We start from the raw sequence: 13,137 nt of genomic DNA, 5'->3' as shown, positions 1-13,137 counted from the left end.
CTATTTTTCTCCTTTCGCCTTTAAAAATTCCCTGGCTACTTCCCTGTCATCAAAAGGAATAATCCTATCTTTTATAATCTGGTAATTTTCGTGCCCCTTCCCCGCTATCAAAATCACATCGTCTTTATGAGCAATTTCAATCGCTTTTTTTATCGCTTCTCTTCTATCAACTATTTTTTCATAGCTTTTTGCGGGATTTACTCCTTTTTCTATATCCTCAATTATTTTAACAGGATCCTCACTCCTGGGGTTATCCGAAGTAATAATAAAGTAATCCGAAAGTTCCGACACAATTTTCCCCATTTTAGGTCTTTTGGTTTTGTCTCGATCGCCTCCGGCCCCGAAAACGGTAATAATGCGGCCTTTTGTAAAACTTTTTATGGTATTTAAGACATTTTCAAGGCCATCAGGGGTATGTGCGTAATCCACAATAACACTGAAATTTTGTCCTTCTTTAATAGGTTCAAACCTTCCCGGTACTCCTTTTACCTTGGATATTGCTTTCGCCGAAGTCTTTAAGTCTATGCCCAAAAGCAAAGCTGCTGAAATTGCCGCCAGGGAATTATATACGCTAAATTTCCCCGGAACCTGATAGTTAATATTAATTTTTTCCCCCTTATGGATTAAATCATAACTTACTCCATCTTCAGAAATTATTACGTTTACAGCTTTAACATCAGCGTCATTTTCAATGGCATAAGAAATATACGGTATTTTTATTTCTTCCATTAACCTATTTCCATGAAAATCGTCTGCGTTGATAACAGCTTTTTTAGAAAGGGAAAAAAGTTTTCTCTTGGAAATATAGTAATCCTCAAAGTCCGGATGGAAATCTAAATGGTCCTGAGTTAGATTTGTAAATACCCCCACCTCGAAGGATATATCATCAACCCTTGAAAGTTTTAAAGAATGGGAGGATACTTCCATACTTACATATTCTATCCCATTTTTCCGCATTTCATAAAAGGTCTTATGGAGTTCTAAGGATTCGGGAGTTGTTCTTTCGGAAGGAAAAAGTACACCGTTGACAAAAATACCCAGAGTACCTATAACTCCTGCTTTTAGTCCCGCATTTTCGAAAATTTCTTTAATAAGGTATGTGGTAGTTGTTTTTCCATTAGTTCCGGTAACACCTACAATCTTCATATTTTTTGATGGGCTTTCATAAAAATAGTCGGATACGGTAGAAAGAGCTTTTCTTGAATTTTCAACAACCACATATAGAACTTCATCTTGCTTTATTTCAACTTCCCTTTCCGATATTATTGCGCATGCACCTTTTTTGATAGCATCGTTTATATATTTATGACCATCATCTTTAAAACCCGTAATCGCTACAAAAAGGCTATTTTTCTTAATTTTTCTTGAATCATACTGTATATCTTCAATTGTTACATTTGTATTGCCTGAAACCTTTTTCACTTCTTTTAAAATTTTAATCAGTTCATAACCCTTTATCATTAATAACATTTCCCTCCCAAGTTAAGGTTCAAAAAACACCTTTAATACCGTACCCTGTTCTACTTCCTCTCCCGGCTCCGGTATTTGTCTTTTCGCATACCCGGTGCCGATAACTTCGACCTTAAGTCCTAAAACGTTTGCCACATTTGTAACTTCTTTAATATTTTTCCCGGTAAGATCCGGAACCACAATGGGATTTTTATCGGTTTTTGATTCCGTCAGCTTCAAAACAACCTTAGAACCCTTGTTTATTTTTATACCGGGTAATGGAGTTTGCTCGCCTACTATTAAACCATTCCCCTCCGTGATTACATCCAGTCCTTTCTCCTTCAGAATTTTTTTCGCATCTTCTACGTAAATATTCCTTATATCGGGCACCTCTACCCGGTTATCTTCTTCAGAAGTGATTTCAGGTTTTACTCCTAAATACTTTAAAGAATCGGACATTACTTTCTGGAAAACGGGTGCCGCGATCTGTCCTCCGTAATAAATTCCTGTTGAAGGTTCATCTATTATTACAATAGCTGCAAGTTTAGCATCGTCCGCAGGTGCAAATCCTACAAAGGATGCAATATATTTGCCATCGGCATATTTCTCAGCAGTGCCCGTTTTACCCGCTACTTTAATACCTTCTATTTTGGCTCTTCCGCCCGTACCGTTAGTTACCACACTTTCTAAAATCCTTTGCATTTCCTTTGCCGTTTCCTTTGATATTACCTGCCTTACCATCCTCGGCTTAAACTCCATTACTTTATTATTATCTTTATCCAGTAAAGCTTTTGCTACATGAGGTTCCATTAAGCGCCCATCGTTTGCAACCGCGCTAACAGCAGTTAGCAGCTGAATGGGAGTAGTGGAAATACCCTGACCAAAAGAAATGGTGGCAAGCTCTACAGGCCCAATTTTATTTGGGTCTAAAATTCCCTTTGCCTCCCCCGGTAAATCTATTCCGGTGGTTTCCCCAAAACCAAAAGCTTTTATGTATTTTAAAAACCTTTCCTTTCCCAACCTCATTCCCACTTCTATAAAGCCAGGATTGCAGGAATTTTGAACTACCTGAATGAAACTCTGGCTGCCATGTCCGCCTGCCCGCCAGCATCTGATTTTAACCCCGGCAACGGTGATATATCCCGGGTCATAAAAACGATCATTAGGTCTTACCACACCCTCTTCCAGTCCTGCCGAGGCAGTAACAATCTTAAAAGTAGATCCCGGCTCATAAGTATCCGAAACCGCAAAATTCCTCCTTGCTTCCTGGGGATAATTCCTGTAATCATTAGGATCGTAATCAGGTTTATTTGCCAGTGCTAAAATTTCTCCTGTTTTTGGGTCCATAACAATTATTGTGCCTCGTTTTGCCTTATTTTCAGCAATTGCCTTTTCCAGTTCCCTTTCAGCGATGTATTGAATAACTTTATCTATTGTGAGTACCAGATTTAAACCTTCTTTGGGTGGTATATACCTTTCATCTCCAAAGGGCAGTTCACGGCTCAGTGCATCCGTTTCTTTTATAATTCTTCCCGGAATCCCTTTTAAAAATTTATCGTAAACAAGTTCAACTCCATCCAATCCCTGACTATCAATACCGGTAAAACCAAGAATATGAGAAGCTAAGTTCCTCTCGGGATAAAATCTTTTGCTCTCCTCTGTAAAGTATATGCCTTTCAAATTTAACTGCCTGATTTTTTGAGCTTCTTCATCGGTTATTTTTCTTTTTATATATATAGCACCTTTCTTTTTCGCTTTTGCGTCATTTATAGTGTTAATTAAACTCTCTTTGTCTATATTTAGAATTTCTGATAGCGCTTCTGCTGTAGATTCCACATCCTTTATATCCGGTGGACTTGCCATAACGGAATTTACCTTTGCCGAAATTGCAAGGGGATTCATGTTCCTATCAAAAATTGTCCCTCTCACCGGTTCCACAGGTGTATCCTTGGTCCATTGTTCCTCTGCTCTTGCTCTTAATTCATCTCCCCTTACGAATTGAATCCAAAAAACCCTTATTATCATAACACAACTTAATAATAAACAAAATAAAAGGAGAAATGCTAATCTCCTTTTAATTTTTAAAAGATTCTTAGCCATGGGTAAACCCCCTGTTGCTATTTAGAACCTCCAATATATATCACCTGACTCGAAGATGGTTCCTGCATTTTAAGCTCATTTTTTGCTATTTGTTCAATGCGCGACATGGATTTTAAATCGGCTATTTTTATCTTCAACTTTTCGTTATCATTTTTTATTTGAGATAGCTCAGTTTTCATTTTTTCAATCTTATAGGTAGCTTCGGCAATGGCTGCAGCTCTAAAAAGAAGAAAAAGTGATGCTAAGGTTAATGCAATGACGGTCAATATTACCCGTCCTTTTTTTACCTTTTTCTGGTTCTTAGAAGCAATCTTTTTAGATTCCTCATTAGGATAATACTCCGAAATAAAATAAGGAGAATCTTTTTTTGCTAATATCACTTTATTCACTCCCTTTTTATTTTAGAACATCAAACTTCTCTGCAGCCCTTAACTTGGCACTACGTGCCCTTGGATTTTCTATAATTTCTTCTTCCTCCGGTAATACTGGCTTTGAAGTAAGAATACGCAATTTATACGTTAAACCGTTTTCTCTTTTAAATTCATTAAAAAGCCTTTTTACAATCCTATCCTCCAAGGAATGGAAAGAAATAACTACTATTCTTCCTTTATCCTTTAATAATGAAATAGCGTCTTTAAAAGCCTGTTCTAAACCTACCAGTTCCTCATTTACAAATATCCTCAAGGCTTGAAAAGTCCTCTTTGCAGGATGCGGTCCTCTTCTTCTTGCTTTAGCAGGTATTGCATCTTTAATGACCTCAACGAGTTCAAGGGTGGTTTCTATGGGTTTATTTTTTCGCCTTTCTACAATGAAATTTGCTATACGTCCTGCGAATCTTTCCTCTCCGTATTCACAAATAATCCTTTTTAGTTCTTCTTTATCAAAAGTGTTGACCACATCCCTTGCCGTCAGCTTTTGCCTTGTATCCATTCTCATATCAAGAGGCGCATCTTTTTGATAGGAAAAACCTCTCTCTTCTTTATCCAATTGATAGGAAGATACACCAAGGTCGTATAAGATTCCGTCAATTGAAGATATGTTAAGATCCTTTAATATACTTTTTAAATTTTTAAAATTATCATGGACAAATACTACGTTTTTATTTTCTTTAAATTTTTCTTTTGCGTTTTCAATTGATTCTATGTCCCTGTCTATTCCTATGACAAGACCTTTTTCTCCCACCTTTTTCAAAATTTCTTGAAAATGTCCCGCTCCACCCAGTGTTGCATCCACGTATATTCCTTCTTCTTTTACATTTAAATAATTCAGAACCTCTTTTACCATTATTGGTTTATGGTAATATTGCATATCCTTCACCCTTTATATTCCAAGTTCCACTAAGTTTTCGGCTATTTCCTCATAAGACTCTTCCTGACCTTTGCTGTAAACATCCCATTCTTCTTTGCTCCATATTTCTACTCGGTTAGAAACACCTATTATTACCACATCTTTTTCAATTCTTGCATATTCTCTTAAAATCGGAGGAATTAAAATTCTTCCCTGTTTATCCACTTCCGCCTCTACCGCTCCGGAAAAGAATAAGCGTAAAAAAGCCCTTGCTTCCTTTTTCGCCAGAGGAAGTGCCTTGAGTTTTTCTTCAATTACCTTCCACTCATTCATAGGATAGGCAAAAAGACATCTGTCTAAACCTTTTGTTAAAATAAAATTTTCTCCCAAACCTTCTCTAAATTTCGAAGGCATTATTACCCTGCCTTTAGAATCAAGGGAATGTAAATATTGCCCGATAAACATTCTCTGCACTTCCCCTTATTTTTATCCCACTTTCTACCACTTTTCACCACTTTATCTATTCTACGAAAGGTTGTAAAAATCCTTCAAAGATTAAAAAAAAATAGATGGGTTTTTGCCCATCTATTTTAGTCAGTTTAGCCTTTGGGAAGAACCATTGAAATTGACATTCTATCCTCATCAAAAAAGCTTTCAATATAATTTACCACTTCATCAAAGCTTAGCTCTTCTAAAGCTAAGGGAAAATCAAACATATCAATTCCTCTATGGTAATAGGAAATGAAGGAATTTGCTATAAAATCCAGGGAATTCAAACTTTGAATAAAATCTCCCTTAAATTTCCTCTTAATAATTTTAAAATCTTCCCTGCTTATTCCCTTAGTTTTAAAATTATTTATATTTTTTATAATTTCTTTTGCCAATTTTTCTGGATCCCTGGTATTTCCACCTATTGTACAAAAACCGTAATCTTTATAAGCCTCAAAGGAAAAACCAAATCTATCATCAATTAATCCAGCTTCATAAAGTCGCTCATAGGTTTCAGAGCTCTTGCCGAACATAATTTCAAGCAGTATGCCCATTATAATATCTTTTTTTAATAATTTCTCTCCATCATAGCCCGTATCAATATCTTTGAAACCCAGGAGCAATAATGGCTGTGTTACCGAGTGGCGTATTTTTATTTCTTTTTGAAAGACAGTTTTGGGTTCTTCAGGATATATCCTTTTAATTTCTTTTTGAGATTCCAGGTTTCGTTTTTCTTCGTGATTTTCTACAAATTCTAAAACCTCTTTTGCTTCAACGGGTCCAATTATGAATAATACCATATTACTTGGATGATAAAAGGTATTGTAGCATTTATAGAGTAATTCCGTATTTATTCTTTGAATGGACTCTACAGTACCACCTATATCAATCCTAACAGGAAATGCATGATAAAGAGACTTTAAGAGGTTTAAATATACCTGCCAATCGGGATCATCTTCGTACATTTTGAGTTCTTGAGTAATTATGCCCTTCTCCTTTTCTACGCTCTCCTCAGTAAAATAGGGTGTTTCTACGAAATCCAGCAGGACTTTTAAAGATTCGTAAAAGTTTGATGTGGTAGAAAAATAATAAGTTGTATTGTTATAACTGGTAAAGGCATTGCTTTCCGCACCTAATTCTGAAAATTTATCGAACGCATTTCCGTATTCCATATCAAACATTTTGTGCTCCAAAAAATGAGCAATTCCCTCGGGCACTTTTATTTTTTCCTCAGATCCCGGAAGTATAAATTCACTATCTATCGAACCATATTTTGTAGAATACACCGCAATGGTCTTGTTGTAATTTTTCATGGGGAGTATAAAAACTTTTAGCCCATTTCCCAGAACCTTTTTTACCATGCCATCTAAAAGCTTCATTAAATTCACCTTCCCGTACATTGATTTAGTCCTTTTTATTTAAAAAATAAATTGTATCGAGCTTAATATTTTGTGCAACCCTTACCACATCATCTATTGTCACCCTTCTTATCTTTTCAATATAATCGTCAATATTTTCCTCTATTTTGTTTATTACACCATCTAAAAATAACGATATTATAGATGGAGCGCTATCCTTGGCCTGCTTAAGAGAATTAATTAAATCCTTTAAAGAACTTTCGTACTCGTAATTGGTAATGTTTCCTTTTTTTATATCTTCCAACTGAATTTTAATAATATCAATAGCTTTATCAAGATTTTCAAAATCTATTCCGCTGCTAATCAGCATTATGCCTTTGGATTTTTCCAACCTTGAAAAGGCATAATAAGCTAAGCTTGCTTTTTCCCGCACATTTTGAAAAAGTTTAGAATAAGGACCTCCTCCAAGGATACTATTTAAAACTAATAATGCGTAAAAATCCTCATCACCGTATTTTACATTGGTTCTAAGACCAATAGAAAGTTTACCCTGATTTACATCCTGCTTTTCTTCCACAAATCTTTCTTCAAGGATTTCTTTTTTTACCGATACCGGTTTCAACGGTATTTCACTGTGCTGGAATTTAAATAAGTTATTTAGTTTTTCACATATTGTTTCCACATTAAAATCCCCTACCACGAAGACGTCCATAGGGGAAGTTTTAATAATTTCCAGATAATACTCATACAAATTTTTTTCATTGATACCAGCTAAATCATCAATGCTACCATACTTATATATAGAATATGGCTCATCCTTGCACATTTCCTGCAAACACCGTTCTATAGCATAGTTATATTTATCATTAAACAAGGACTCTATGATCCTTTTTAAAACATCTTTTTCTTGTTCCACGTATTCTTTTTTAAAACTACCCTCTTCTAAATAGGGTTCCAGTATCATCTCTCTGAAAATTTCAAGGCATTTATCTAAAAAGTCTCCATTCTGCCCTAAATAATCCGGATTGACCACATCCAAAAGTATTTGTATTATATGCCTTTCACCCTTTTTTACCACATCGGCTCCCAAGTCCGCTCCGTAAAGAGATTCTAAATACCTCGATAATTTTCTCGCAGTGGGTAAACTTTTTGTTCCCCTCTTTAAGACAAAGGGCAATAAAGCATTTTTAGTAGCATTCTCTTTTTCCAGATTTCGATGAATAAAAAAGGAAAAAGTTAAGGTTTTAAATTTTTTTGTCGGATATAAATAAACATTTAAACCATTATCCAATCTTTTTTTTATAAATCTTTCCAAAATCAATACCTCCCCGTAAAATGAGTTGGTTTAGCATAATCTGGAACATATTTTTATAATAACCTTTTTTTAGTATATGTGAAAGAAAAATAAATATATAAACAAAAAATTTTTGTTCAAAATATATTCAAGAGGCCAATTTTTAATTAATGTGTTACTATTGAAATTCCCATGGGTTTATAGTATAATTAAGAGCGTCGGGGCGTAGCGCAGTTTGGTAGCGCGTTCGGTTCGGGTCCGAAAGGTCGTGGGTTCAAGTCCCGCCGCCCCGACCATTTTTTTTTATTATTCAAACTTAAACCTGGAGCTGTCGTTATGATATACATTGATGATGCCGGAAGCGGAAGCTTAATAGGCGGTGTATGCATTGGATTTTACCATAAAGAAAAGGATTTTTTTTATTATGACTTAATTCCCGTGGAATTTTTCAACGATATTAATTTCAAAGAAAAAGAATACCAAAAATTTGCTGTAAACATTGTCAAAAAGTTTTTTCATTCTTACGGTGTAAACAAAAAAGAAGAAATCTTAGTGTGCAGAGGATATATATTTGATAAGGTTAGAGAATATCTGTCTATGAATGGATATAATTTTAAAAGTATAAAAATTGAGGGCAAATTGCAAACTGAAGTAGAAAATGCTTTTTCAAATCATATCGTATCCCTGGGTCTTCCAAAGGATTATATAATTTATACCAAATACCCCTTTCACTTCCATAAGCTTTTAAAATGGGTTTTTGCCGATTATGAAAATAGAATAAAACTTTGTAAGACCGGTTGGAAAAGCTGGAAAAAATACGGTGCAGTTGATATTAATATTAGCTACGGGATATTGCCGGCTGATAATAATTTTATATGCTTAAAATGCGGAAAAAAAATCTTAAAAAACTCGCCGGTAAAAATTCTGAGGTTTTTTACAAATAGAGAAAATACCGTTTTCCTTCACAAAAATTGCCCTTAAAATTAAGGCTGGTAATGTACCAGCCTTAATTTTTTATATTACTTTTTTGAAAAAATAGAGCCAAACACTGTTTTTGCAGCGTTTACAGTTATATTTAAAAAGCCGCTATTTTTGGATAATATATCTTCCAAGGCGTTAAGAGCGTAATCAATATCCTCCTTTTCTATAATAAGCGGAGGCTCAAGTCTTATTACATTGGGATTATTTAAAGTATAAGCTGTTATAATCTTATGCTTATTCAATAGTTCACCTGCTACAATAGCCCCTGTAAATTCTCCGTAAAATTTATTTACGGCACCACCTGTGATAGTATTCAAAATTCCGCTCTTTGGCTGTTCGAACTCAATACCTATTAATAACCCCTTCCCTCTAACTTCCTTAATTATAGAATACCGGTCTTTTAAGGATTTCAGTCCTTCGAGGAAATAATTCCCTAACTTTTCGGCTCTTTCTGAAAGGTTTTTCTTTACAATAGCATTAATCGATGCTATGGCAGCGGCACAGGCAAAAGTATTTCCCCCAAATGTTGATGTGTGCAGCAAACTTTTATCGAATCCTCCATAAGCCCTTTCCCATACCTCATCCCTGGTTATAAATGCTCCGATGGGCATTACTCCTCCTCCCAATGATTTTGCCACACACATAATATCCGGGGTAATTCCTTCATGCTGGCACGCAAACATTTTTCCCGTTCTTCCAAATCCTGTTTGAATCTCATCCATAATAAGCAGTGTTCCGTATTCAGTGCAAAGTTCCCTTGCCCTTTTCAAATATCCAGAAGGAGGTACTATAACTCCACCCTCTCCCTGAATTGGTTCAACTATAAATCCCGCTACATCGCGATTTTTTAATTTTTCTTCTAATGCCTTTATATCCCCATAAGGCACTCTTTCAAATTCGGGAACCAATGGCATAAAAGGCCCCTGATATTTGGTCCTGCCCGTCGCTGATAAAGCTCCAAAAGTCTTTCCATGGAAAGAACCTTCACAGGAAATAATTTTCTTTCTCCCGGTAGCTGCTCTTGCAGTCTTTAATGCCCCTTCTACCGCCTCGGCTCCGCTATTGCAGAAAAAAGAATGCTTTAGACCCTGGGGAGCTATTTTTGAAAGATTGGCACCCAGAGCAGCCGCAAAAGGATTAATTGTCGCTTGTAATAAATTTGGTCTTTCAAAAACCTCTTTTAAAGCATCTATGACTTCATCAGGATTATGGCCTAAATTTATTGCTCCATAAGCACCCAGAAAATCTATGTATTTCTCGCCTTCTTTATCCCATACGTATGCACCTTTTGCCCGGACATAAACCCTGTCAAAGTTCAATAATCCTATCATAGAAGCAAGTCCGGGATTTACGTAATCCGAATAAAGTTTCTTCACTTCCTGTCTATCAAATTTCTCGACATCATTAATGTCATAAAGTTCCATGTAAAACACCCCTTATATTTTTCTATAATTGAATATTAATAAAATTTATATTAAAAGTAAAGTAAAAAACGCTGCTTTGATGCAGCGTCTTTTGTGCACTACTCAAAAATTATTTTATTCTTTGCTAAATATCTTTTTTGGTACGCCAGTATCAAAAGGTCAAGTTTTTGGCTTAGAAGGTAAATGTCAGTTTCCAGAAAAGGTTTTTCGTTTAATTTTTCATACAACTCCCTTTTTAATTCAAAGATTTTTTTCTCAAGAGAATTTTTAAAATGCATTGTTAATTTTTCCCCTTTATTTTTTATAATAACAAAGTTATTCTAACAATTTAGTATTCAATTAGCAAACTATCATTTTTTTAATATTTTAATATATATTGCCTGATGGCTTCATTTTTCATTAATTTTTTACAAATTATATCATTTTTTGTATTTTTTTACTTCAATAAAAAATTTGTCATGCATCCTGCTGATTTAAAAAATTTAAATAAAGAGCGCATTCAATCCTTTTTTTCTGCATCCTGCAAAATATTTTATCAGGTATATTCAAATCTTTATTTTTCTTATAATTATATGCACTGCAACCTCCGCTGCAGAAAAATTTCGCCCAGCAATTTATACAATCTTCTTTTGAGAAAATATGTGTATTTTTGAATTTATCCCTTATATTTTCATCCAGGTCTCCCCGGGATACATTTCCCATTTTAAATTCTTCCAATCCTACAAATTGGTGGCAAGGATAAATATCTCCCTCCGGTGATACGGCAAAATATTCCCTTCCCGCACCACAGGCAATAATCCTTTTATATATACAGGGTCCTTTATAAAGGTTTATATTGAAATGGTAAAACCTGAATTTCTTATTGCTGTTCTTTCTATTTAAAAATTCTTCCACTATTTTTTCATATTGATCGTATATTATATTTAGATCTTCCTCCCTTATTTCGTAATCCTCTTTTTCTGCGAGAACCGGTTCTATGGATATTTCTGAAAATCCTAAATCGGATAGATGTTTTACATCCTCAGCAAAATCAAGGTTGTACCTTGTAAATGTTCCCCTTATATAATAGGATTTATTATCCTTCTTTCTCAATTCCGTTAATTTTATTATATTTGGGAGAATATCATCGTAACTCCCTTTACCATCAATTCTCACCCTCATCCTGTCGTTTACTTCTTTTCTACCATCCAAGCTCATTACTATGTTGTCCATATTTTCGTTGAGGAATTTTATTTTTTCATCATCCAAAAGCAATGCATTGGTCGTAATGGTAAACTTTATTTTCTTCCCGTAATTTTTTTCTTTAAAACGTGCATACTCTATAATATGTTTTACCGTATCGTAAGCAATCAACGGCTCTCCACCAAAAAAATCAATTTCAAGATTCTTTAAATCCCCTGAATTTTTTAAAAGGAAATCAATAGCCTTTTCACCCACTTCTTTTGACATTATGTTCCTTTTTAAATTATAATCTCCTTTCGAAGCAAAACAGTATCTGCAAAAAAGATTACAATCATGGGCTATATTTAAACACAATGCTTTCACCCTATTTTCATTTTTTATCTTATTTAAAATGGATTCAGCATTTGTTTCACTGAGGATAATACCTTCTTTGATTAGTTGGTTAATCTCCTCCAGGGCCTCCTCAATTTCTTTTAAATCAATTACTCCTGCCAATCTTTTAGTAATTTCTTCTTCATTACAGCCTTCTTCAAATAGCTTTAACACCTCATATGCAATATTATCCACCTCAAATATTGAACCGCTTCCCACATCCAGAACAAGATTTTTATCAAATATTTTAAAGGCATGAATTTGCCCCTTCAAAACCTACACCCTTTCGTATTATATTTATAATTTATCCAATACATTAATACATTTTATCATAATAGCTTCTGAATTAAAACAACTTGACTATTAATTAAAAACAGAGTATAAATTTTATTGATAATTAAAAATCTATATTTTTCAGGAGGTGCAACGACCATGCCAATGTACGATTATAGATGTGCAGTTTGCGGTGACTTTGAATACGAGCAAAATATAAAAGAATCTCCTCTGTCTTCCTGTCCAAAATGCGGTGGACCTGTAAAAAGAATAATAAGCCGAAATGTCGGCCTGGTTTTTAAGGGATCGGGTTTTCATATAACAGATTATGTGCATAAAAATGAAACAAAATCTTTTGACAATAGCAATTCGACTAATGAAAACAATAAGTAATAAAGGCTGCTGATTTTTGATTCAGCATCCCACCTGATTATTCGTTATCCTATGTTTACACTATAAAGCTAATTTTTTTATAGATTACTTTAAACGTATTATTGTTCATCTCTTTCCCGAACAGGATCCAAATTTAGAAGCACATAAGAAAATGGCAGTTTCTTTTCCAAAAAGTAGAATTTTGTTTTATATCCGCATACTTTGATTAATTTTTCTACATCGATGAACCCAGTAACTGCTATTTTGCCAAGCATACCTTCAGAACAAGGGATGGTTGTAGCATTTTCAATTATTTGCTTGCTTACTTCTTCAACAACTACATTTTTTACTGATTCTGTCATATTATTTTCTCCTTTATCATTTTTAATTTTTTATAATATAACCTTTGCATTAAATATTTTTATGTGCATGTCCTGTAAAACATCCTATAAAAGATAAAAAAAGCTATTGGAAAATCTCCAATAGCTTTTTTATTGCATAAAAAAAAAATTGGCTCCCCGAGCAGGATTCGAACCTGCGACCCTCCGGTTAACAG

Annotated in this window: 13 protein-coding genes and 1 tRNA gene; 3 read left to right on the top strand and 11 right to left on the bottom strand. The window is 34.5% G+C overall.

Annotation, left to right across the window (positions count from 1 at the left end):
* The 7 genes from ACPLOV_RS06875 to yfmF form a co-directional block, all read right to left on the bottom strand.
* Window positions 1-1,461, bottom strand: coding sequence for a UDP-N-acetylmuramoyl-L-alanyl-D-glutamate--2,6-diaminopimelate ligase (locus tag ACPLOV_RS06875; RefSeq protein ID WP_424910877.1), 1,461 nt, complete (start codon window positions 1,459-1,461; stop codon window positions 1-3).
* Between the two features lie 21 nt (window positions 1,462-1,482).
* Entirely contained in the window at window positions 1,483-3,549 is a 2,067-nt protein-coding gene (locus tag ACPLOV_RS06870) for a stage V sporulation protein D (protein WP_424910876.1), read from the bottom strand.
* 17 nt (window positions 3,550-3,566) lie between these two features.
* Entirely contained in the window at window positions 3,567-3,929 is a 363-nt protein-coding gene (ftsL, locus tag ACPLOV_RS06865) for a cell division protein FtsL (RefSeq protein WP_424909435.1), read from the bottom strand.
* A 16-nt stretch (window positions 3,930-3,945) separates the two neighbouring features.
* The gene (gene rsmH, locus ACPLOV_RS06860; protein ID WP_424910875.1) at window positions 3,946-4,857 is read right to left on the bottom strand and encodes a 16S rRNA (cytosine(1402)-N(4))-methyltransferase RsmH; all 912 of its coding nucleotides are present in this window, start codon (window positions 4,855-4,857) and stop codon (window positions 3,946-3,948) included.
* Window positions 4,858-4,869: 12 nt separating this feature from the next.
* Window positions 4,870-5,301, bottom strand: a complete 432-nt coding sequence (gene mraZ / locus ACPLOV_RS06855; RefSeq protein ID WP_424909433.1) for a division/cell wall cluster transcriptional repressor MraZ — start codon at window positions 5,299-5,301, stop codon at window positions 4,870-4,872.
* 134 nt (window positions 5,302-5,435) lie between these two features.
* Window positions 5,436-6,704 carry an EF-P 5-aminopentanol modification-associated protein YfmH gene (gene yfmH / locus ACPLOV_RS06850; protein WP_424909432.1) on the bottom strand — a complete coding sequence of 423 codons (1,269 nt, stop codon included), beginning with the start codon at window positions 6,702-6,704 and terminating at the stop codon, window positions 5,436-5,438.
* A 25-nt stretch (window positions 6,705-6,729) separates the two neighbouring features.
* Window positions 6,730-7,998 (bottom strand): EF-P 5-aminopentanol modification-associated protein YfmF, encoded by a 1,269-nt coding sequence (yfmF, locus tag ACPLOV_RS06845; RefSeq protein WP_424910874.1) that lies wholly within the window; start codon window positions 7,996-7,998, stop codon window positions 6,730-6,732.
* Window positions 7,999-8,196: 198 nt separating this feature from the next.
* Here yfmF and ACPLOV_RS06840 point away from each other — a divergent pair.
* A tRNA-Pro gene (locus tag ACPLOV_RS06840) sits at window positions 8,197-8,273 on the top strand.
* Between the two features lie 40 nt (window positions 8,274-8,313).
* Entirely contained in the window at window positions 8,314-8,958 is a 645-nt protein-coding gene (locus ACPLOV_RS06835) for a hypothetical protein (protein WP_424910873.1), read from the top strand.
* Window positions 8,959-8,996: 38 nt separating this feature from the next.
* Here the strand turns inward: ACPLOV_RS06835 and ACPLOV_RS06830 are convergent, their stop codons facing one another.
* The 3 genes from ACPLOV_RS06830 to scfB form a co-directional block, all read right to left on the bottom strand.
* Entirely contained in the window at window positions 8,997-10,382 is a 1,386-nt protein-coding gene (locus ACPLOV_RS06830; RefSeq protein ID WP_424909429.1) for an aspartate aminotransferase family protein, read from the bottom strand.
* A 98-nt stretch (window positions 10,383-10,480) separates the two neighbouring features.
* Entirely contained in the window at window positions 10,481-10,660 is a 180-nt protein-coding gene (locus tag ACPLOV_RS06825) for an aspartyl-phosphate phosphatase Spo0E family protein (RefSeq protein WP_424909428.1), read from the bottom strand.
* A gap of 178 nt (window positions 10,661-10,838) precedes the next feature.
* Complete coding sequence (gene scfB, locus ACPLOV_RS06820) at window positions 10,839-12,209, bottom strand: thioether cross-link-forming SCIFF peptide maturase (RefSeq protein WP_424909427.1); 1,371 nt, start codon at window positions 12,207-12,209, stop codon at window positions 10,839-10,841.
* A 159-nt stretch (window positions 12,210-12,368) separates the two neighbouring features.
* Here scfB and ACPLOV_RS06815 point away from each other — a divergent pair, with 159 nt between their 5' ends.
* On the top strand, window positions 12,369-12,602 hold the full coding sequence (locus tag ACPLOV_RS06815) for an FmdB family zinc ribbon protein (RefSeq protein ID WP_424910872.1): 234 nt from the start codon (window positions 12,369-12,371) through the stop codon (window positions 12,600-12,602).
* Window positions 12,603-12,700: 98 nt separating this feature from the next.
* Here the strand turns inward: ACPLOV_RS06815 and ACPLOV_RS06810 are convergent, their stop codons facing one another.
* The gene (locus ACPLOV_RS06810) at window positions 12,701-12,943 is read right to left on the bottom strand and encodes a hypothetical protein (protein ID WP_424909425.1); all 243 of its coding nucleotides are present in this window, start codon (window positions 12,941-12,943) and stop codon (window positions 12,701-12,703) included.
* Between the last annotated feature and the right edge of the window lie 194 nt (window positions 12,944-13,137).

It is taken from the genome of Thermovenabulum sp. (genome assembly GCF_049723235.1).
Taxonomy (GTDB): Bacteria; Bacillota; Thermosediminibacteria; order Thermosediminibacterales; family Thermosediminibacteraceae; genus Thermovenabulum.
This window is presented reverse-complemented; position numbering and strand designations above follow the sequence as displayed.